Origin of the sequence: Streptomyces sp. NPDC005863, from assembly GCF_042871345.1 — a bacterium.
Taxonomy (GTDB): Bacteria; Actinomycetota; Actinomycetes; order Streptomycetales; family Streptomycetaceae; genus Streptomyces.
Genome location: NZ_JBIAII010000001.1, coordinates 46,272 through 68,142, shown reverse-complemented (window position 1 = coordinate 68,142; position 21,871 = coordinate 46,272). Strand labels below are relative to the sequence as shown.

Here is a 21,871-nt window from a genome sequence, read left to right as displayed (position 1 = left end):
AGGAACCGGACGCTTCTCCGCAAGCGTCCTCTTACGAGAGGTTTGCGGCGGCCCGAAACACTATGTGACGGGCCGCCCTCCATTGGGTGGACTTTGGGACGGGATGTGTTCGGCCACCACCGGGTGCCGTAATCTCGAAGCCTGGAGCCCGCCGATCTCGGGACCTCGACTCACGCCTCTGTGATCCACACTCTTGGGGATGCTCGCCAGATGACTGCCGTATCGCTCGGAATCCCGTCCGTTCCGACCAAGCTCGCCGACCGAAGGGTCAGCCGCAAGATCCAGGTCGGCGCGGTGGCCGTCGGCGGGGACGCACCGGTCTCGGTGCAGTCGATGACGACGACGCGTACGTCCGACATCGGGGCGACGCTGCAGCAGATCGCGGAGCTGACGGCCTCCGGCTGTCAGATCGTCCGCGTCGCCTGCCCCACGCAGGACGACGCCGACGCGCTGCCGATCATCGCCAAGAAGTCGCAGATCCCGGTGATCGCCGACATCCACTTCCAGCCGAAGTACGTCTTCGCGGCGATCGACGCGGGCTGCGCGGCGGTCCGGGTGAACCCCGGCAACATCAAGCAGTTCGACGACAAGGTCAAGGAGATCGCGCGCGCCGCCAAGGACGCGGGCACGCCGATCCGGATCGGCGTCAACGCGGGCTCGCTGGACGCGCGGCTCCTGAAGAAGTACGGCAAGGCGACCCCCGAGGCGCTCGTCGAGTCGGCCCTGTGGGAGGCGTCCCTCTTCGAGGAGCACGACTTCCGCGACATCAAGATCTCGGTCAAGCACAACGACCCGGTGGTCATGGTCAACGCCTACCGCCAGCTCGCCGCGGCCTGCGACTACCCGCTGCACCTCGGTGTGACCGAGGCGGGCCCCGCCTTCCAGGGCACGATCAAGTCGGCGGTCGCGTTCGGCGCGCTGCTCTCCGAGGGCATCGGCGACACGATCCGCGTCTCCCTCTCCGCGCCGCCCGCGGAGGAGATCAAGGTCGGCATCCAGATCCTCGAATCCCTCAACCTCCGCCAGCGCCGCCTGGAGATCGTCTCCTGCCCGTCCTGCGGCCGCGCCCAGGTCGACGTCTACAAGCTCGCCGAAGAGGTCACCGCGGGCCTGGACGGCATGGAGGTCCCGCTGCGCGTCGCCGTCATGGGCTGCGTCGTGAACGGTCCTGGCGAGGCCCGCGAGGCCGACCTCGGCGTCGCCTCCGGCAACGGCAAGGGCCAGATCTTCGTCAAGGGCGAGGTCATCAAGACGGTGCCCGAGTCGAAGATCGTGGAGACGCTCATCGATGAGGCGATGAAGATCGCGGAGCAGATGGAGAAGGACGGCGTGGCCTCCGGCGAGCCGACGATCTCCGTCGCGGGCTGACGCCCGCGCACTCTCTTTCCTGCCCGCCCCGTGCCGCCTGTCCTGGCGGCGCGGGGTTTCTTGCGTGGGGGGGGTGGGGGGTGGGGGCTGGGAGGGGTACGGGGTGGTCGATGCGGGGTCGACGGGGTGCGGGGGTGTGCCTCCGGCCCGGTGCACCCCGTGCCCGGCACCGCCCGAGCCTGGCCCACCGCTCCGCGGCGGTTCCCTGCCCGCCCATGCGCAGGATGCGGTGCCACGCCGTACACACGGCCCCCGGCACCGCCCCGACCCGGCCCGCCGCTCCGCGGCGGTTCCCCCACCCGCCCGCCCGTACGTCGGTCCTGGTCGCGGGTGCGGATTTCGCGCCGTACACACGATCCCCGGCACCGCCCCGGCCCGGCCCGCCGCTCCGCGGCGGTTTCCCCACCCGCCCGCCCTATCCGGCAACGTGACGTCGCCGGGCAAACGGGTGGGCGGGTGGGCCGACCCCGCCGCGAAGCGGCGAAAGGACGCCCGCCCCCACCAAGAGGCAGCCGAGGGCGAGCCCCAGCCGAGCATCGATGAAAGCGCCCGCCCCGCCGGAAGGCAGCCCGGGCCGAGCCTCGGCCGTGCCGCCCGCTCTGCCGGAAGGCACCCGCGGGCTGGCCCCGCCCGCTCAGCGGCGAAAAGCGCCCGTCCTCCCCGCGATACAGCGAGAGCCGGCTCCCGCCGCGCGGCGGTGAAACGCGCTGGCCTCCGCCGGAGGGCACCCGGGGCCATCCCCAGCCGCGTAGCGGCGAGAAGCGCTCGCCCCCTCCGGAATGCACCCGGGGACCAACTTCGGCCGCGCAGCGGCGAGAACCGCCCACCCCGCCGGACGGCACCGAGGGGCCAGCCCCAGCCGCGTAGAGGCGAAACGCGCTCACCCCCGCCGAAAGGCGCCCGGGGGACCAGCCCCAGCCGCGCAGCGGCGAGAATCGCCCGCCCCCACCGTGAGGCACCGGGAGGCCGGCCCCAGCCGCGCAGCGGCGAAACACGCCCGCCCCCGCCGCAAGGCACCCGAGGGCCAGCCCCCGCCGCGCAGCGGCGAAAAGCGTCCACCCCATCGTGACGCAGTCGGAAGCCCCCCCCGCCGCGCAGCGGCAAAAAGCCTCCCCCCCCCGTGACGCAGCCGGAGGCCCCCCGCCCCGCCGCGCAGCGGCGACAAGCCCCCGCCCCCGCCCAGGGCCAGCCGCCCCCGGCGAGGCAGAGGCGCCAGACAAAAGGCGCCCCCCGCACAAGGCGCCCCCGCCAGGTACAGTGCGGAGATCAGCAGACCGTATGGTGAGGCCCCCGCACGTGTTGACTCAGACCACCACCCGGGTCCTCGAACCGAGTGACCTCGACGCCGCGATCGCCGTGCTCGACCGCGAGCCGGTCGCCAACGCCTTTGTGACCGCCCGTGTCCAGGTGGCGGGCCTCGACCCGTGGCGCCTCGGCGGCGAGATGTGGGGCTGGTACGAGGACGGCATGCTCGCCTCTCTCTGCTACGCGGGCGCCAACCTCGTCCCCATCTGCGCGACCCCGCGCGCCATCCGCGGCTTCGCCGACCGTGCCCGCAGGGCCGGGCGCCGCTGCTCGTCCATCGTCGGGCCCGCCGCCTCCACCGCCCAGCTCTGGCGGCTCCTCGAACCGTCCTGGGGCCCCGCCCGCGAGGTCCGTGCCCAGCAGCCCCTGATGGTCACCGACCGGCTCCCGGACGACATCACCCCGGACCCGTACGTCCGTCGCGTCCGCAAGGACGAGATGGAGACGATCATGCCGGCGTGCGTGGCGATGTTCACCGAGGAGGTCGGGATCTCCCCGCTCGCGGGGGACGGCGGACTGCTCTACCAGGCCCGCGTCGCCGAACTCGTCGGCTCGGGCCGCTCCTTCGCCCGCGTCGACCGGGACGGCAAGGTCGTCTTCAAGGCGGAGATCGGCGCCGCCACCGCGCAGGCCTGCCAGATCCAGGGCGTCTGGGTGGCCCCCGAGTACCGCGGCCGCGGCCTCGCCGCCCCCGGCATGGCCGCCGTCCTGCGCTACGCCCTCGCCGACATCGCCCCGGTCGCCAGCCTGTACGTCAACGACTTCAACACCGCGGCCAGGGCGGCCTACCGCAGGGTGGGCTTCCAGGAGGTCGGGGCGTTCATGAGCGTCCTGTTCTGATCGGGACCCCGGCGAAGTAGGGTCGATCCCATGACAGACGACGTCGTGATCGGGCCCCTCGACCTCGCCGCACGCGTGGACGACGCGCTGCGCGTCCAGGCCCACGCCTTCGGGCTGAGCGACGAGGAAGTGGCCGTGCGGCGCCAGATCGTCCTGCGCCACGTCAGCTATCCGCAGGCCCGCGCGTTCGGCGCGACCACCCCCGACGGCCGGCTCGTCGGCTTCGTCTACGGCATGCCCAACGACCGCCACCACTGGTGGTCCACGGTCGTCGAGCCGTATCTGCGCAGCCAGAACCTGGACGACTGGCTCGACGACTCCTTCGTCATCACCGAGCTGCACGTGCACCCCGGCCACCAGAACCGCGGCGTCGGCCGCACGCTGATCACCACCATCACCGAGGGCGTCCCCGAGCCCCGCTCGATCCTCTCCGCGATCGACGTCGAGAGCCCCGCCCGGGGCCTGTACCGCTCCCTCGGCTATACGGACCTGGCACGCCGCGTGCTCTTCCCGAGCGCCGCCAAGCCGTACGCCGTGATGGGCGCCCCGCTGCCGCTGCCGCGACGGGTCTGAGCAACAACCGATTTCCGCCCGCGCCGGGGCCCCGGCTAACCTCCTGGGCATCACCCTCACGCAGCAGGAGTAAACAATCATGGCCCAGGTCCAGCGCATGTCCCGTTTGATGGTCAAGACACTGCGCGACGACCCGGCGGACGCCGAGACGCTCAACCACAAGCTGCTCGTCCGGGCCGGCTACGTCCGCCGTACCGCCGCGGGCATCTGGACCTGGCTGCCGCTCGGCAAGAAGGTCTACGAGAACATCGCCCGCGTCGTACGCGAGGAGATGGACGCCATCGGCGGCCAGGAGGTCCTGCTGCCGGCGCTGCTGCCCAAGGAGCCCTACGAGGCGTCCGGGCGCTACGAGGAGTACGGCGACCTGCTCTTCCGCCTCAAGGACCGCAAGGGCGCCGACTACCTCCTCGGCCCCACCCACGAGGAGATCTTCACCCAGGTCGTCAAGGACCAGTGCTCGTCCTACAAGGACCTGCCGGTGATCCTCTACCAGATCCAGACGAAGTACCGCGACGAGGCCCGCCCCCGCGCCGGCGTGCTGCGTGGCCGTGAGTTCCAGATGAAGGACTCGTACTCCTTCGACACCACGGACGAGGGCCTCGCCGAGGCGTACGCCCTGCACCGCGGCGCGTACCAGAAGATCTTCGAGCGCCTCGGCCTCGACTACCGCATCGTCTCCGCCATCTCCGGCGCCATGGGCGGCTCGGCCTCCGAGGAGTTCCTGGCCCCCGCCCCGGCCGGCGAGGACACCTTCGTGGACTGTCCGTCCTGCGACTACGCCGCCAACACCGAGGCCGTGACCTTCGCGCTGGCGCCCGTCGACGGCTCGGCGCACGGCCCCGTCGAGGAGCTGGACACCCCCGACACCCCGACCATCGAGACCCTCGCCGAGCACCTCGGCGTCCCGGCCTCCGCCACCCTGAAGAACCTCCTGGTCAAGGTGGACGGCGAGATCGTGGCCGTCGGCGTGCCCGGCGACCGCGAGGTCGACCTCGGCAAGCTCGGCGAGCACCTGGCCCCCGCCGAGGTCGAGCTCGTCACCGCCGAGGACTTCGAGGGCCGCGACGACCTCGTCCGGGGTTACGTGGGCCCGCAGGGCCTGGCGAAGGTCCGCTACATCGCCGACCCGCGCGTCGCCCCCGGCACCGCCTGGATCACCGGCGCCAACCAGCAGGACAAGCACGCCAAGAACGTGGTGTGCGGCCGCGACTTCCAGGTCGACGACTATCTCGACGTCGTCGTGGTCGAAGAGGGCGACCCGTGCCCGAACTGCGGCGCCGGCCTCAAGCTGGACCGCGCCATCGAGATCGGCCACATCTTCCAGCTCGGCCGCAAGTACGCCGACACCTTCCAGCTCGACGTCCTCGGCAAGGAGGGCAAGCCGGTCCGCGTGACCATGGGCTCGTACGGCATCGGCGTCTCCCGCGCGGTGGCGGCGCTCGCCGAGCAGACCGCCGACGACAAGGGCCTGTGCTGGCCCAAGGAGATCGCCCCGGCCGACGTCCACGTGGTCGCCGCCGGCAAGGCGCTGCAGACCGAGCTGGCCCTGGAGGTCGCCGAGAAGCTGGGCGCCGCGGGCGCACGCGTCCTGGTCGACGACCGGGCCGGGGTCTCCCCGGGCGTGAAGTTCACCGACGCCGAGCTGATCGGCGTCCCGCAGATCCTGGTCGCGGGCCGCCGCTCCGCCGAGGGCGTCGTGGAGCTGAAGGACCGCCGCACCGGCGAGCGCGAGGAGCTCACGGTCGACGAGGCCGTCGCACGCCTCACCGCCTGACCGGACAGACGACGAGGGCGCACCCCGCATCGCGGGGTGCGCCCTCTCGCGTACCGCTACAGCCAGCCCGCGAACTCAAGCAGCAGCTCCGCGTCCTGGCCGCGCCCCACCCGCAGCGCCCGGACGCCCGACTCCACGGCCCGGAACAGCGTCCAGCCGCGCAGCCGCTCCTGGTCGACCTCCAGGGACTCGGCGAGCTTCTTCACGCGCCGCCGGGTGATCGAGGCGCCCGACGGCGACGCGATCAGGTCCTCGACCCGGTCACGCACCAGTCGCGCCAGGTCGAAGGCGGTGTCGCCGACCACCGGGTCGGGCCCCACCGCAAGCCACGGCAGCCGGTCCCCGGCCAGCACCTTGCTCTGCCGGAACGTGCCGTGCAGCAGCTTCGGCTCCGCGGCCGCGGCGAGCAGCCCGTCCCGCGCCGTGAGCGCGGCGTCGACCAGCGGGGCGACCTCCGGCTCCGCGCCGGCGAAGGCCCGCATGGCCTCGGCCTGCCGCCCGGTCCGCTCGGCCACCGTCTCGAAGCGGTGCCCGGCGGGCGGGGCGACCCACAGCCGCCGCAGCGTCCCGGCCGCCTCGAGCAGCGCCTTGGGCTCGGGCAGCGAACGCACCGAGACGTCCCGGTGCAGCCGCTCCAGGAGCAGCGCCCCGTCCGCGCACTCGGGGTCGAGCAGCCGCGCGGCGCCGAGCCCGTTCCAGTGGGCGAGCGCGGCCCGTTCGCTCTCCGGCCGGGACCGGGGCGGCACCAGCTTCAGCACGGCGGGTGTGCCGTCGGCCTGCTGCACCATCAGGACGAGGCTGCTGCGGCCGCCGGGCACGTGCACCCGCTCGACGGTCAACTCGCGTAGAGCGACGGCCTGTTCGGCTGCCTCGGGCAGCTTCTCCAGCCAGTCGTCGCCGTCCCGCGCGCTCTCGCCGAGTGCTGTGACGAGGCGCTGCGGCGGTTCGAGAGCCATGCGCGAGTCGATCCCTTCCTTGAGCGTTACGCCTTGGGCGTGGCCGGCGCGGACGGTGTCGACCGCTCGGCGAGCCCAGGGAAGGCTACGCTCCCGCCCCGCCAGCGCGCCGCCCGCACCGCGGCCTCCCGCAGCGCCCGCGCCGCGTTGCCCCGCCGGGCGCCCGAAGCGGCCCGTACGAGATCGGAGTAGACGCCCCCGACCCGGTCCTCCAGCTCGGTGGCGAGCCGCACGGCCGCCGCGGAGTCCGGCACCGGGAACGGCAGCGAGTACGCCGCGTCCGCGGACTGCGGCTCACCGCCGAGGTCGCGCACCGCGCGCTGCAGCTCGTCGCGCCGGGCGCGGTGGGCGTCGTACGCCGTGCGCGCCTCGGCCCGGCGCTTGTCGCCGATGCGGCCGCCGACGACGCCGTAGCCGTAGACGGCGGCGTGCTCGGCGCCGAGCGCCGCCTGCAGGGCCTTGAGCTCCTCGTCCTTCGAGGCGTCGGCGTCGCTCATTTGTCACCCTCCGTCTCGCTCAGCAGATACGCGTGGGCCGCGCCCGCCGCGGCCACCGAGGCGAGCAGCCTGCCCTGCTCGGCGGGGGCGTCAAGGAGGACGTCGCCGCGGCGGTCGGCCAGCTCGCGCTCGGCGTCGGCGAGGGCGCGCACCGCCTTGGCGGGGTCCTCGGACACGGCCGGTTTCGGCGTGGGCGCGGAGGCGGACGGGGACGCCGACCCGGAGGCGGCGGCCGTGGCGCTCTCGGCGGGGCCGTCCTCGAAGGCCTCCGTGTGCCGCTTCACCTCGGCGCGCAGCGGTCCGAGCCGTCCGGCGAGCGAGGGGTGCGCGGCGATGACGGCGTCGTAGTGCCGCAGCAGTTCCCGGCTCTCGCTCGCCGCCCTCGCGCGCACCCGTCGTACGGCGGACGGGCGTTCGTCGGCGGATTCGGCGGAGTCCGTGCAGCCCGCGAGCAGCGCGGCCGACGCGACGCCGGCGGCCCCGGTGAGCAGACTCCTTCGGCGCGGGCCCGGGCGGGACCGCGGGGCGGTGAGATACGACGGCACGGCAGACGTCCTCGGAAGGAAGGCCAAAAGGCGCGAGCGAGAAAGTGGTGGAAACGAACGGAAAAGAACGGAAAGGGAGATCGGTGGGCACGGACCCGGTGATCACCGTACCTTCGGACCGCCCCGGCGCCCGCGAGCGGCTCGGGTCCGGAGCGGCGTCCGCCCCCGCAGGTGGGCGGCAACACCCCTTCGGACCGGATACCCTTTGACCTGACACGCAGACTTGCAACGCACCCACAACAGCACACGCGGCCGAGGAGTCACCCGGATGAGCACCACCCAGAGCGAGAGGCTGCGGCAACTACTGGAACCGCTCGTCAGCTCCCAGGACCTGGATCTCGAAGAGATCGAAGTGGCCTCGGTCGGACGCAAGCGAGTGCTGAGAGTCGTCATCGACTCCGACGACGGCGTGGACCTGGACCAGATCGCGGAAGTGAGCCGTCTGCTCTCCGCGCAGCTCGACGAGAGCGACGCCATGGGTGAGGGGGAGTACGACCTGGAGGTCGGATCCCCCGGCGCCGAGCGAGCCCTGACCGAGCGCCGTCACTACCTGCGCGCCGTGGACCGCCTGGTGAAGTTCCAGCTGACCGAGGGCGGCGAGCTGACCGCCCGCATCCTCACCGTGGACGACGAGGGGCTCGACCTCGAGGTGCCCGGCGTGAAGGGCCGCAAGGCCACGTCCCGCCGCCTCGCCTTCACCGAGATCGACAAGGCGCGCGTGCAGGTCGAGTTCAACCGCAAGGACAAGAAGGAAGAGGAGGCGTAGCCGTGGACATCGACATGAGTGCCCTGCGGGGTCTGGTCCGGGAGAAGGAGATCTCCTTCGACCTGCTCGTCGAGGCGATCGAATCGGCCCTCCTCATCGCCTACCACCGCACCGAGGGAAGCTTCCGGCGCGCCCGCGTCAAGCTGGACCGCGACAGCGGCCACGTGACGGTGTGGGCGACGGAGGACCCCGCGGACCTCGAAGAGGGCCAGGAGGCCAAGGAGTTCGACGACACCCCGTCCGACTTCGGCCGCATCGCCGCGACCACGGCGAAGCAGGTCATCCTGCAGCGCCTGCGCGACGCCGAGGACGACGTGACGCTCGGCGAGTACGCCGGGCGCGAGGGCGACATCGTCACCGGCGTGGTCCAGCAGGGCCGCGACCCGAAGAACGTGCTGGTCGACATCGGCAAGCTCGAGGCCATCCTGCCCGTCCAGGAGCAGGTGCCGGGCGAGGACTACCCGCACGGGCTGCGCCTGCGCTCGTACGTGGTCCGGGTGGCCAAGGGCGTCCGCGGTCCGTCCGTGACCCTGTCGCGCACGCACCCGAACCTGGTCAAGAAGCTCTTCGCGCTCGAGGTGCCCGAGATCGCCGACGGTTCCGTCGAGATCTCGGCCATCGCCCGCGAGGCCGGCCACCGGACCAAGATCGCGGTCCGTTCGACGCGCTCCGGGCTCAACGCCAAGGGCGCCTGCATCGGCCCGATGGGCAGCCGCGTGCGCAACGTGATGGCCGAGCTCAACGGCGAGAAGATCGACATCGTCGACTGGTCGGACGACCCGGCCGACATGGTCGCCCACGCGCTCTCCCCGGCCCGCGTCAGCAAGGTCGAGGTCGTCGACCTCGCCGCGCGCTCGGCCCGGGTGACCGTGCCGGACTACCAGCTGTCGCTCGCCATCGGCAAGGAGGGGCAGAACGCCCGCCTCGCCGCCCGGCTCACGGGCTGGCGCATCGACATCCGGCCCGACACCGAGCAGCCGGCCGACCAGTAGCGGACCTGCGGCGGAGCGGGCGCGGGAATAAATTCCGGGCGGCCACCGCTGCGATCACGACAGTATGTGGCGAGTAGCCGTTCGATTCTTGCCCCAAAGGGGTGAGGTCGGTGCGGGGAGGTAGACTTAAGCGTGTCTGGCCGGACGCATGCCCGCGCATGCCCTGAGCGCACCTGTGTGGGGTGCCGGGAGCGAGCGGCCAAGAGCGAACTGCTGCGCATCGTGGCGAAAGAGGGCGCCTGCGCCCCCGATCCAAGCGGTACGCTGCCCGGCCGGGGTGCCTATGTACACCCCGCCCTGGTCTGTCTGGACCAGGCGATCCGCCGTCGGGCGTTCCCGCGGGCCCTTCGAGCCCAGGGACCGCTCGACACCGAGGCGGTACGCCGAGCGGTCGAGACGATCCAGCAGGCAGCAACGTAAGACGTGGTCGCACGGAACCCCGTGTGGCCCTGGTATTCCGCGAGTTGGAAGTAGGTCGAGATTGCGATGAGCACTCGATGAGCACGCGATGAGTACGCCCATGAAGTAGCGACGGTCCGGCGTAACCCGGACCTAAAAGGAGCGAAGTGGCTAAGGTCCGGGTATACGAACTCGCCAAGGAGTTCGGAGTAGAGAGCAAGGTCGTCATGGCCAAGCTCCAAGATCTCGGTGAATTCGTACGTTCGGCGTCCTCGACGATCGAGGCGCCTGTGGTACGCAAACTGACTGACGCATTCCAGCAGGGCGGCGGCAACGGCAAGTCCGCCGCCAAGCCCGGCGCGCCGCGCAAGCAGGCCGCCCCCAAGCCGCCGTCCCCCTCGGGTTCGGCGTCGTCCTCTCCCGCGCAGGCCGCCCGTCCGGGTCCGGCCGCGCCCAAGCCGCCGGCGCCCAAGCCCGCCGCGGCCGAGAAGCCGGCCTCTCCGGCCACGCCGGGCCCGCGCCCGACGCCCGGCCCGAAGCCGCCGGCCCCCAAGCCCGCGCCGGCCTCGCCGGCTCCCGCTGCCCCGGAGTTCACCGCTCCGCCCGCCGCCCCGGCTGCTCCGGCGGCCTCCGCGGCCTCGCAGACCCCCCGTCCGGCCGCTCGGCCGGGTGCCCCGAAGCCCGGTGGCCGTCCGGCCCCCGGCCAGGGCCAGGGTCAGGGTCAGGGTGGCCAGGGTCGCAGTGACCGCGGCGACCGCGGTGACCGTGGTGACCGCGGCGACCGTCAGGGTGCCCCGCGCCCCGGCGGCCAGGGCGGCGCCCCGCGTCCGGGCGGTGCCCGTCCCGCGGGTCCGCGTCCGGGCAACAACCCCTTCACCTCTGGTGGCTCCACCGGCATGGCGCGCCCGCAGGCGCCCCGTCCGGGCGGTGCCCCGCGTCCCGGCGGCGGCCCCGGTGGCCCCGGCGGCGCCCCGCGCCCGCAGGGCGGTCAGGGCGGCCCCGGTGGCGCTCCCCGTCCGCAGGGTCAGGGCGGCGCCCGTCCGACCCCGGGCGGCATGCCCCGCCCGCAGGGCGGCGCTCCGCGTCCCGGCGGCGGTCCCGCCGGTAACCGTCCGAACCCCGGCATGATGCCGCAGCGTCCCGCCGCGGGCCCGCGTCCCGGTGGTGGCCCCGGCGGTGGCGGCCGAGGCCCGGCTGGAGGCCGGCCCGGCGGTGGCGGGCGTCCAGGCGGTGGCGGCGGCTTCGCCGGCCGTCCCGGCGGTCCGGGTGGCGGCGGCTTCGCCGGCCGTCCCGGCGGTCCGGGTGGCGGCGGTGCCGGTCGTCCCGGTGGCGGCGGCGGCTTTGGCGGCCGTCCCGGCTTCGGTGGCCGTCCCGGCGGTCCCGGTGCCCGTGGTGGCACGCAGGGTGCGTTCGGCCGTCCCGGCGGGCCCGCCCGTCGCGGTCGCAAGTCGAAGCGGCAGAGGCGCCAGGAGTACGAGGCCATGCAGGCCCCGTCGGTGGGCGGCGTCATGCTGCCTCGCGGCAACGGACAGACCGTCCGTCTGTCGCGCGGTGCCTCGCTGACCGACTTCGCCGAGAAGATCAACGCCAACCCGGCTTCGCTGGTCGGCGTGATGATGAACCTCGGCGAGATGGTCACCGCCACGCAGTCCGTCTCCGACGAGACGCTGAAGCTCCTCGCGGACGAGATGAACTTCGTCCTCGAGATCGTCAGCCCGGAGGAGGAGGACCGCGAGCTCCTCGAGTCGTTCTCCATCGAGTTCGGCGAGGACGAGGGCGGCGAGGAAGCACTCGTCTCCCGTCCGCCGGTCGTGACCGTCATGGGTCACGTCGACCACGGCAAGACCCGCCTCCTCGACGCCATCCGCAAGACGAACGTCGTCGCGGGCGAGGCCGGTGGCATCACCCAGCACATCGGTGCCTACCAGGTCGCGACCGAGGTCAACGGCGAAGAGCGCGCCATCACCTTCATCGACACCCCCGGTCACGAGGCGTTCACCGCCATGCGTGCCCGTGGTGCGAAGTCCACCGACATCGCGATCCTCGTGGTCGCGGCGAACGACGGTGTGATGCCGCAGACGATCGAGGCGCTGAACCACGCCAAGGCGGCCGACGTGCCGATCGTGGTCGCGGTCAACAAGATCGACGTCGAGGGTGCCGACCCGACCAAGGTGCGCGGTCAGCTCACCGAGTTCGGTCTGGTGGCCGAGGAGTACGGCGGCGACACGATGTTCGTCGACATCTCCGCGCGCCAGGGCGTCAACATCGAGCAGCTGCTCGAGGCCGTGGTCCTGACCGCGGACGCCTCGCTCGACCTGCGGGCCAACCCGGAGCAGGACGCGCAGGGCATCGCGATCGAGGCCCACCTCGACAAGGGCCGCGGCGCCGTCGCGACCGTCCTCGTCCAGCGCGGTACTCTCCGCGTCGGCGACACGATGGTCGCCGGTGACGCCTACGGCCGAGTCCGCGCGATGCTCGACGACAAGGGCGAGAACGTGGAGGAGGCGACCCCGTCGACCCCCGTCCTCGTGCTCGGTCTCACCAACGTGCCGGGTGCCGGCGACAACTTCCTGGTTGTCGACGAGGACCGTACGGCGCGTCAGATCGCCGAGAAGCGTGCGGCCCGTGAGCGCAACGCCGCGTTCGCCAAGCGCACCCGCCGGGTGTCCCTCGAGGACCTCGACCAGGTGCTCAAGGCGGGCCTGGTCCAGGACCTCAACATCATCATCAAGGGCGACGCGTCCGGTTCGGTGGAGGCTCTCGAGTCCTCGCTGCTCCAGCTCGACGTCGGCGAAGAGGTCGACATCCGCGTCCTGCACCGCGGTGTGGGTGCGGTCACCGAGTCCGACATCGACCTGGCGATGGGCTCCGACGCCATCGTCATCGGCTTCAACGTCCGTGCGGCCGGCCGTGCCGCGCAGATGGCGGAGCGCGAGGGCGTCGACGTCCGCTACTACTCGGTGATCTACCAGGCCATCGAGGAGATCGAGGCGGCCCTCAAGGGCATGCTCAAGCCGGAGTACGAGGAGGTCGAGCTCGGCACTGCGGAGATCCGCGAGGTCTTCCGCTCGTCCAAGCTCGGCAACATCGCGGGTGTCCTCATCCGTTCCGGCGAGGTCAAGCGCAACACCAAGGCCCGACTGCTCCGCGACGGCAAGGTCATCGCGGAGAGCCTCAACATCGAGGGTCTGCGCCGCTTCAAGGACGACGTCACCGAGATCCGCGAAGGGTTCGAGGGCGGTATCAACCTCGGCAACTTCAACGACATCAAGATCGACGACGTCATCGCGACGTACGAGATGCGCGAGAAGCCGCGCGGCTGATCGACTGTCCGAGGACAGCCTGATCCGCGTGGTCAGTGTCGGGGCCGGTCGACGGGGAAAATCCCGTCGATCGGCCCCGGCCGTTCCGTGTACGGTTCTGGTGTCCCCGCCAAGTGGTTGGCGGGGCCTCGAACCCGTACCGGCGGGATATCCGGACACACATGTATGTGGGGACTCTGTCCTTCGATCTGCTCCTCGGCGACGTACATTCGCTGAAGGAGAAACGCTCCGTCGTCCGCCCGATCGTCGCCGAGCTCCAGCGCAAGTTCGCGGTGAGCGCGGCGGAGGTGGGCGATCAGAACCTGCACCGCAGGGCCGAGGTCGGCCTCGCGGTGGTGTCGGGCGACTGGGGCCATCTCACGGACGTACTGGACCGGTGCGAGCGCCTCGTCGCCGCCCGGCCCGAAGTGGAGCTGCTGTCGGTACGACGGCGGCTGCACGGCGACGATGATTGAACAGCAAGACAAGCCCAGGGAATGCCCGGGGATAAGGGAGACGGAGCAGTGGCCGACAACGCGCGGGCGAAAAGGCTGGCGGACCTCATCCGAGAGGTGGTTGCGCAGAAGCTGCAGCGCGGGATCAAGGACCCGCGGCTCGGCACGCACGTGACCATCACGGACACCCGGGTGACCGGTGACCTGCGGGAGGCCACGGTCTTCTACACGGTCTACGGCGACGACGAGGACCGCGCGGCCGCGGCCGCGGGCCTGGAGAGCGCCAAGGGCGTCCTGCGCTCGGCGGTCGGCCAGGCCGCGGGCGTGAAGTTCACGCCGACGCTGGCCTTCGTCGCGGACGCCCTGCCGGACAACGCGCGGGCCATCGAGGACCTGCTCGACAAGGCACGGATGTCCGACGAGAAGGTCCGGGAGGTCTCCGCGGGCGCCGAGTTCGCGGGCGGCGCGGACCCGTACCGCAAGCCCGAGGACGACGACGCCGACGAGACGGACGGCGACGCCCGAGCATGAGCAAGAGCAGCACCACAACGCCGGACGGCCTTGTCATCGTCGACAAGCCGTCCGGCTTCACTTCGCACGACGTCGTGGCCAAGATGCGCGGGATCGCCAGGACCCGCCGCGTCGGCCACGCGGGCACCCTCGACCCGATGGCGACGGGCGTCCTGGTCCTCGGTGTCGAGCGCGCCACCAAGCTCCTCGGCCACCTCGCGCTGACCGAGAAGGAGTACCTGGGGACCATCCGGCTCGGGCAGAACACGCTCACCGACGACGCCGAGGGCGAGATCACCTCGTCCACCGACGCCTCAAAGGTCGCCCGTGCGGACGTCGACGCCGGCATCGCCAAGCTCTCCGGCGACATCATGCAGGTGCCGTCGAAGGTCAGCGCCATCAAGATCGACGGCAAGCGGTCGTACGCGCGCGCCCGCAAGGGCGAGGAGTTCGAGATCCCGGCCCGGCCGGTGAAGATCTCCGGCTTCACGGTGTACGACGTCCGCGACGCCGTAGCCGAGGACGGCACACCCGTCCTCGACCTGGTCGTCTCGGTCGTCTGCTCCTCGGGCACGTACATCCGGGCGCTCGCCCGCGACCTCGGCGCCGACCTCGGGGTGGGCGGCCATCTGACCGCGCTGCGGCGCACCCGCGTCGGCCCGTACAAGCTGGACGCGGCGAAGACCCTCGACCAGCTCCAGGAGGAGCTGACGGTGATGCCGGTGGCCGAGGCCGCGGGCCGGGCCTTCCCGCGCTGGGACGTGGACGACAAGCGCGGCCGGCTGCTGCTCAACGGCGTGCGGATCGACATGCCCGAGGAGTACGCGGGTGCCGGCGCCGTCGCCGTCTTCGATCCGGAGGGCCGCTTCCTGGTCCTGGCGGAGGAGTCGCGGGGCAAGGCCAAGAGCCTGGCCGTCTTCGCGTGAGGCGTCGTTGTCGTGGAGCGGCGGACTCAGGTCCGCCGCTCCATGTTCCCCCACTGAGCCCCCCCACTGAGATCCCCCCACTAAGAGATGTATCCACCGGCGGGCGCTCATTCACCCCTTCAGGCAGGCGCTCGGAGTGAACCGCGGGGTCGCAAGGGGGCGCGTTCGCGCCTCGATCTTTCCCACTGATCACCCCCGACCTACGGTCGTGGAAACGGGGCAGGGCGGGGAGGTTCGAGCATGGCGGGACGCGGCCCGCGGTCCGGGGGCGCGGGGGACGCAGGGGGCCCGAGCGGCCCCTCGGTCCCGGCTCCCGTCCGGTCCGTGGTGCGCATACACGATCTCGCCGGACGCCCGCGGGGCGCGGGGTTCGCCGCCGACGAGCACGGCACGATCATCACCAGCCACGAGGCGGTCGACGGACTGGCCCGCGTCGTCCTGCACGCGCCGGGCGAGCGCACCTGTGTGGTGCACGCCGCCGACGTGGTGGCACTGCCCGACGCCGGGCTCGCGCTGATCCGCACCGAGGGGCTGGGGCTGCGACCGCTCCCCGTCACCGTGCGGGACTCGGTGCCGAGGGGTTCGTACGTGCGGATCGACGCGTGCGGCTGGCGTGAGGCGCGAGTCCTGGGCTCGGCGGCGGTCACGTACACGGCGACGGACCGCTTCCATCTGGTCGGCGCGGCCCTGGAGTTGGCGATCGGCACGGACGGCGCGGACGCGCTGCGGCTCGGGGGCGGGGCCGCGGGCGGGCCGGTGGTGGACGCCGCGTCCGGTGTGGTGGTGGCCGTCCTCGGGACGGCCCTGCTGCCCCAGTGTCCCGATCCCGCGCCACCCGGCCAGGTCCAGGACCCGTGCACCCACCGCCCCGCGGGTTACGCGGTGGCGCTGCGGGACGCGGCCGCCGCCGACCCGGCGGGCCCGCTCGCCGCCCTCCTCGCGCGCAACGCGGCGACCGTCCCCGCGTACGGCGGGGACCTCAATCTCGCGGGCGCGCTGCATCTGACGGCCACGTCGTCGGGGTGTGACGGTCCGCCGGCGCCGCTCCACGAACCGGTCGAACGGCCCGACGTCACGGGCGAGTTCGCGGCGTTCGCGACGGGGTCCGCGCGGGTCCTCGGCCTGGTCGGCGACCCCGGAACCGGGCGCACCACGGAGCTGGCCGCGCTCGCCGGACGCCGGGCCGACGGCCCCGAGCCCGCGCCCACGCTGTGGCTGCGCGGCGCCGACCTGTGCGGCACCGACGGGTCCGTGGCCGACGCGGTGGAGCGAGCACTTGAGCGCGCCGGACGAATCCTGGAAGCGGCGGGGGAGGCGCCTGCGGGTGACCTCGGGAACGGCCTTGGGGACGTCTCCGCGGGCCGGGTGGCGCGGCTCGTGCGGGATGCGGGGCGGCCGCTGCTCCTGCTGCTCGACGGCCCCGAGGAGATGCCGCCCGCGCTCGCGCACCGTCTCGCGCGGTGGAGCGAGGGTACGGAGGGCTGGCTGCGGGAGACGGGGGCGCGGCTGGTGGTGGCGTGCCGGGCGGAGTACTGGGAGCAGGCCGGGGCGCACTTCGACGCGGGGTCGCTGCACGCGGCCGGGGGCGGGGGCGGGGCGGGGCTGCCGGGGTGCGTACGGCTCGCAGGGCTGCCCGAGCCGCAGGCGAGCCGGGCCCGGACGCGGTACGGCATCCCGGAGGACGCGTTGTCCGACGCCGACGCCCGGCATCCGCTGGCGCTGCGGCTGCTCAGCGAGGTGCGGGCCGCGCTGCCGGACGCGCCGCCGCCGGGCACACCGGACCGGGTAGAGATCTTCGAGGCCCATCTGGACCTGCTCTGCCTGCGGATCGCGGTACGGCTCGCGGCGGCGAACGGGCTGCGCGGGAGCGCGGTGCGGCGGCTCGCGGCGGTGGTGTCGGGGCAGGTCCACGAGGCGGCGCGGCGGTGCCTGGGGCCGGGGCAGGGGGGTCTGGACACGGCCGCGTTCGAGGAGGTCTTCCCGTGGGGCGCACCGCTGGCCGAGCGGAGCGGGATGGAGTTCTCCGGGTGTACGGGGTGGGCGTCGGCGGTGCTCACGGAGGGCCTGCTCGTGCCGGCCGGGACGGGGTACCGCTTCGCGCACGAGGAGCCGGCGGACTGGTTGCAGGGGATGCATCTGGATGTGGACGGGGCGCTGATGTCCCTGGTCCACCGCCACCGCCATCGGCCCGGTGCGGTGGCGCGGCCCGCCTCGGTGTCGGACCGGGGTGATCCCACGCCGACGGCGCCGCGCCCGCTTCCGGTGCCGCGGCACCGCATCGGCCCGGTGATCCAGGCCTTGCTGCTCCTGGGACGCCAGCGGGGCGCCGCGGAGTTGGCGTCGCGCCTGCTGGAGCTGGCGGACGCGCTGGGGGAATGTGCGGGGGCCGGCCAGCCCGAGTCGGGGGCCGGGGAGCTGCCGGGGGACGCCGCGTGGTGGGCCGCGCGGTTGTTGGGGGAGGTGCTACTGCGCGTACCCGACGCGTCGCCGTACCTCGCGGTGCTCGAACCCCTCGCCGAGCGGGGGGAGTTCGGGGTGACCTTCTGGTTGCGGCTGCCGCTGGGGGAGGCCGACCGGTTCGCGCTGCTGCGGCGGCTCGTGGTGCGGGACGGGCCGCCGGGGGCGGCGGGCCGGTGCCTGGACGCGGTGGCGGAACTGCTGACCGCGGACCCCGCCGCCGTCCAATTGCACCTCGTGCGCTGGTTCGCCGACGAGCACCCGCTGCTGGCCGCGCCGCACGCGACGGTGGCGTCAGCGGCTCAGGCACTGCTCCACACGCATCGGCACCGTGCCATCGACAACCTCATCGAGACGTTGGTCGATTGCGGGGGTGCGTGTGGGGAGGGGGTGGGGGTGGGGGAGGGTGTCGGCATCCCGGGAGGCCGGGTGGGCCAGGCGGGTACGTGTGCCGACGTCCCGGGGGGCCGGGTGGGGGCGTGTGCCGATGTGTCGGGGCTTCCTTCGGGGGTGCTCGCCGACGGGGCGGACATCCGTGGCGGGTTGCTGGCGGGGGGAGTTGAGACGGGTGCGGGTGCCTTGGGCGACGGTGCGGGGGGTGGTTTCCTGGCGGGGCGCGTGGGCGCTGGTGCCGGTGTCTCGACCGACGGTACGGAGGGTGACGTCGAGGTCATCCGCGTCGACACTCCCCAGGGTTCGGCCGAGGCGCGGGCGGAGGCCCTCGCAGAGGCCCTGGCCGATCACGTCCAGCGTGTGCCCGGCTGCGCCGACCCCTGTGCCGATGCCTCGGCCGACCGCGCCGACACGGTGGGCGACGACCGTGCCGGCCTGCGGGAGGGGAACCCGGCCGCTGGTGCAGAACCCCACGCCGACGCCCCGGGCGCCCGCACCGACGTCCCGGCCAACCGCGTAGGCATCCGCACGGGATCCGATGCCGTGACCGCCCGAGGCGGCGTCCGGGTCGACCCCTCGGCTGGACGGGCCGACGCACCCGCCTCCCTCGACCCCTCGGCGGAACCGGTCGACCCACGGGCCTCCACCTGCGCGGACGCCCCGGCCGACCGCGTAGGCACCCGTACCGGATCCGCCGCCCCCTGCACCGATGCCGTGACCGGCCGAGACGGCATCCGCGTGGCCCCCTCGGCCGGGCGGGCCGATGAGTGGGACTCCGGCGACCCCTCGGCCGAACCGGTCGACGCACGCGCCTCACTCGACCCCTCGGCCGAACCGGTCGACGCACGCGCCTCCACCTGCGCGGACGCCCCGGCCGACCGCGTAGACATCCGTACCGGCTCCCGCTCCGCCGCCGCCCGCACCGATGCCGTGACCGGCCGAGACGGCACCCGTGTCGCCCCCTCGGTCGAACGGGCCGATGAGTGGGACTCCAGCGCCCCCTCGGCCGAACGGGCCGACACATCCGCCTCCATCGGCCCCCCGGTCGAACGGGCCGACACACGGGCCTCCGGCGACCCCTCGGCCGAACCGGCCGACGCACCCGCCTCCACCCGCGCGCACGCCCCGGTCGACCGCGCCGACCCCCCTACCGCACGCGCAACCCCCCGTACCGCCATCCCTCTGACCGACCCCTCCACCCCCTCGCGCACCCGCATCGCCGCCCGTGCCGATGAGCTGCTTGCTGCGCTAGTCGAGGAGGAGCCGTCCGCCGTCTGTCGTGCCGTGGCTCGGTGGGCCCGGGATGAGCGGGGCTGCAGGCGTCTCGCGGCTGCCCTGTACGGGCCGCGTGTCGCCCCGTACGTCGCCGACGGGCCCGCCCGCGATCTCCTGCGTCACGCCGCCTTCGCGCTGCTCGCCCGGGGCGACGACGTCCTGCACGGTGCCGCCCTCGCGCTCCTCGTGCACGATCCGCGGACCCGTTCCCGGCACCTGCCCCACGCCCTGTCGCGCTTCGCCGCCGGCGACCCCCTGCTGCCGGCCACCGCCCCGGCCGCCGCGCTGCCCACCCATCCCGAGCCCGTCCTCGACGCCTTCCGTACCCGGCTGCTGCACGTGCCGGGGCCGGTGACCGACGAGATTCTGTGTGCCCTCGCCGACGTGACCGCGCCCGCCCTCGCCCACCGCGTGGCCGCCCTCGTCCACGACCTCCTGGAGAGGCGTCCCGAGGCGGCCGGGCCGGCGGCCGCGTACGTCGACCGGCGGCTCGACCATGGTTCCGCCGTGCGCTCTGCCCTCTTCCCGCTGGTCACGGGGTTGCTGCACAGCAGTCCCGCGCGGGTGCGGGCCGCGCTCGCGCCGGTGCTCGCCGCGCCCGGCACCCCCGCCTCGCGCGGCCTGCGGGGCGAACTGTTCGACGTACTCCTCGGCCAGGAGCGGGACCCGGACGTCCTGGAGAGCGCCCTGCGGGCGGTGGCGCGCGCCGCGGGGGAGTACGACGATGACCGGACCCGCGAGCGCGTGCACCGCATCGGGCAGTTGCTGGTCCGCACCCCGGAGGGGGCCACCCGCTTCGACCGGAGCCTGGTCGAGGCGGCGCGCGACAATCCCCGCTTCGCCGCGCGGGTCGTCGCGTGGCTCGGCGCCGCCCCGGATGCCTGGGCCGCGCTGGTCGGCCCGAGCGCCGGCCGCACGATCGAGCGGCTCGCGCGCGGCGTCCGCGTCCCGGCGCAGGCCCCGCCGAGGCCCCGTCCGGTGGACCGGGCCGGAGTGACCCCCGCCACTTGCTCCGGTGCGAGCCGTGACCCGTCGGCATGGCAGTCTTAGTCCTGCGTAATCGGCAAGGGGAACGTACAGAAGTACGTGACGTATACGGGTTCGGCGAGGAGCAAAGAAGTGCAGCGCTGGCGTGGCTTGGAGGACATCCCCCAGGACTGGGGGCGCAGCGTCGTCACCATCGGTTCCTACGACGGCGTGCACCGCGGTCACCAGCTGATCATCGGGCGCGCGGTGGAGCGCGCCCGTGAGCTCGGCGTGCCCGCGGTCGTCGTCACCTTCGACCCGCACCCCAGCGAGGTCGTCCGCCCCGGCAGCCACCCGCCGCTGCTCGCCCCGCACCACCGGCGCGCCGAGCTGATGGCCGAGCTGGGTGTGGACGCGCTGCTGATCCTGCCGTTCACCACCGAGTTCTCGAAGCTGTCGCCCGCCGACTTCGTGGTCAAGGTCCTCGTCGACAAGCTGCACGCGCGCGTGGTCGTCGAGGGCCCCAACTTCCGCTTCGGCCACAAGGCCGCGGGCGACGTCGCCTTCCTGACCGAGCAGGGGCGGACGTACGACTACGAGGTCGACGTCGTCGACCTGTACGTCCGCGGCGAGGCCGGCGGCGGCGAGCCCTTCTCGTCCACCCTGACGCGACGGCTGATCGCCGAGGGCGACATGACGGGGGCGGCGGAGATCCTCGGGCGCCCGCACCGTGTCGAGGGCGTCGTCGTACGGGGCGCGCAGCGGGGGCGTGAGCTGGGGTTCCCCACGGCCAACGTGGAGACGTTGCCGCACACCGCGATTCCTGCGGACGGCGTCTACGCGGGGTGGCTGCACGCGGATGGTGAGGCGATGCCGGCGGCGATTTCCGTGGGCACGAATCCGCAGTTCGACGGGACGGAGCGGACGGTCGAGGCGTACGCGATCGACCGGGTCGGCCTTGACCTGTACGGGCTGCACGTCGCCGTCGACTTCCTCGCCTTCGTGCGGGGACAGGCGAAGTTCGACTCCGTCGAGGCGCTGTTGGTGGCCATTGCGGATGACGTGAAGCGGTGTCGGGCGCTGGTTGAGGGGTAGTCCTGCGTGGTCCTGCGCGGGCCGGTGACGGTGCGTTGCGCAGTTCCCCGCGCCCCTAAAAGCGGCTACCGCCCGTTCGCCGTTGGCTGCTGCGGGCCGGTGGGGGTTTGTTGCGCAGTTCCCCGCGCCCCTGGGTCGTCGTCGGTTCCGCTCGCCGTTGGCTGCGGTGGGTTCGTTCGGGCTGGCGCGTGGTTCCCGGCTCCTTCGTTCCGCGCGTCATGGGTAAGCGGGGCGCAGCCCCCGCTTCAGGGGCGCGGGGAACTGCGCGAGCAACCACGGCGCGCCCGCAGTCGTCGACGGGCGGGCGGTGGCCGCTTTAGGGGCGCGGGGAACTGCGCGAGCAACCACGACGCACCCGCAGCGGCCGACGAACCGGCACCGGCTTCAGGGGCGCGGGGAACTGCGCGAGCAACCACGGCGCGCCCGCAGTCGTCGACGGGCGGGCGGTGGCCGCTTTAGGGGCGCGGGGAACTGCGC

At 73.3% G+C, this 21,871-nt stretch carries 16 protein-coding genes; 13 read left to right on the top strand and 3 right to left on the bottom strand.

The features are described from left to right. The first annotated feature begins 210 nt into the window (after positions 1-210). The 4 genes from ispG to ACFYO9_RS00230 all read left to right on the top strand — a co-directional run bounded on the left by ispG (position 211) and on the right by ACFYO9_RS00230 (position 5,860). Complete coding sequence (ispG, locus tag ACFYO9_RS00245) at positions 211-1,368, top strand: flavodoxin-dependent (E)-4-hydroxy-3-methylbut-2-enyl-diphosphate synthase (RefSeq protein WP_355811872.1); 1,158 nt, start codon at positions 211-213, stop codon at positions 1,366-1,368. Positions 1,369-2,664: 1,296 nt separating this feature from the next. After that, positions 2,665-3,513, top strand: a complete 849-nt coding sequence (locus ACFYO9_RS00240) for a GNAT family N-acetyltransferase (RefSeq protein WP_355811875.1) — start codon at positions 2,665-2,667, stop codon at positions 3,511-3,513. Positions 3,514-3,543: 30 nt separating this feature from the next. Further along, a complete protein-coding gene (locus ACFYO9_RS00235) occupies positions 3,544-4,086 on the top strand; it encodes a GNAT family N-acetyltransferase (protein WP_355811878.1) in 543 nt (180 codons plus the stop codon). A gap of 79 nt (positions 4,087-4,165) precedes the next feature. After that, a complete protein-coding gene (locus ACFYO9_RS00230) occupies positions 4,166-5,860 on the top strand; it encodes a proline--tRNA ligase (RefSeq protein ID WP_358709529.1) in 1,695 nt (564 codons plus the stop codon). A gap of 56 nt (positions 5,861-5,916) precedes the next feature. Here ACFYO9_RS00230 and ACFYO9_RS00225 read toward each other — a convergent pair whose 3' ends face one another. The 3 genes from ACFYO9_RS00225 to ACFYO9_RS00215 are packed head-to-tail and all read right to left on the bottom strand — an operon-like array spanning position 5,917 to position 7,858. Next, on the bottom strand, positions 5,917-6,816 hold the full coding sequence (locus ACFYO9_RS00225; protein WP_358773879.1) for an aminoglycoside phosphotransferase family protein: 900 nt from the start codon (positions 6,814-6,816) through the stop codon (positions 5,917-5,919). 26 nt (positions 6,817-6,842) lie between these two features. After that, a complete protein-coding gene (locus ACFYO9_RS00220) occupies positions 6,843-7,313 on the bottom strand; it encodes a ferritin-like domain-containing protein (protein WP_358709531.1) in 471 nt (156 codons plus the stop codon). Beyond that, entirely contained in the window at positions 7,310-7,858 is a 549-nt protein-coding gene (locus ACFYO9_RS00215; protein WP_355811888.1) for a hypothetical protein, read from the bottom strand. The genes ACFYO9_RS00220 and ACFYO9_RS00215 overlap by 4 nt, the downstream gene beginning before the upstream one ends. Positions 7,859-8,126: 268 nt before the next feature. On the opposite strand from ACFYO9_RS00215, the gene rimP reads away from it, so the two are divergent. From rimP to ACFYO9_RS00170, 9 genes are all read left to right on the top strand, one after another. Further along, complete coding sequence (rimP, locus tag ACFYO9_RS00210) at positions 8,127-8,624, top strand: ribosome maturation factor RimP (protein WP_355811891.1); 498 nt, start codon at positions 8,127-8,129, stop codon at positions 8,622-8,624. A 2-nt stretch (positions 8,625-8,626) separates the two neighbouring features. Beyond that, positions 8,627-9,616: a transcription termination factor NusA gene (gene nusA / locus ACFYO9_RS00205; RefSeq protein WP_355811894.1), complete on the top strand. Its 990-nt coding sequence runs from the start codon at positions 8,627-8,629 to the stop codon at positions 9,614-9,616. A 132-nt stretch (positions 9,617-9,748) separates the two neighbouring features. After that, the gene (locus tag ACFYO9_RS00200; protein ID WP_355811896.1) at positions 9,749-10,036 is read left to right on the top strand and encodes a YlxR family protein; all 288 of its coding nucleotides are present in this window, start codon (positions 9,749-9,751) and stop codon (positions 10,034-10,036) included. A 146-nt stretch (positions 10,037-10,182) separates the two neighbouring features. Then, positions 10,183-13,338 (top strand): translation initiation factor IF-2, encoded by a 3,156-nt coding sequence (gene infB, locus ACFYO9_RS00195; protein WP_358773877.1) that lies wholly within the window; start codon positions 10,183-10,185, stop codon positions 13,336-13,338. 161 nt (positions 13,339-13,499) lie between these two features. Next, a complete protein-coding gene (locus tag ACFYO9_RS00190) occupies positions 13,500-13,793 on the top strand; it encodes a DUF503 domain-containing protein (RefSeq protein ID WP_355811901.1) in 294 nt (97 codons plus the stop codon). A gap of 48 nt (positions 13,794-13,841) precedes the next feature. Then, a complete protein-coding gene (gene rbfA / locus ACFYO9_RS00185) occupies positions 13,842-14,303 on the top strand; it encodes a 30S ribosome-binding factor RbfA (protein ID WP_355811904.1) in 462 nt (153 codons plus the stop codon). Next, positions 14,300-15,208: a tRNA pseudouridine(55) synthase TruB gene (gene truB / locus ACFYO9_RS00180; protein WP_358773875.1), complete on the top strand. Its 909-nt coding sequence runs from the start codon at positions 14,300-14,302 to the stop codon at positions 15,206-15,208. Before rbfA ends, truB begins: the two co-directional genes overlap by 4 nt. A 327-nt stretch (positions 15,209-15,535) precedes the next feature. Then, positions 15,536-20,383: a hypothetical protein gene (locus tag ACFYO9_RS00175; protein WP_358774126.1), complete on the top strand. Its 4,848-nt coding sequence runs from the start codon at positions 15,536-15,538 to the stop codon at positions 20,381-20,383. 69 nt (positions 20,384-20,452) lie between these two features. Further along, positions 20,453-21,394: a bifunctional riboflavin kinase/FAD synthetase gene (locus ACFYO9_RS00170; RefSeq protein WP_355811910.1), complete on the top strand. Its 942-nt coding sequence runs from the start codon at positions 20,453-20,455 to the stop codon at positions 21,392-21,394. Positions 21,395-21,871: the final 477 nt, after the last annotated feature.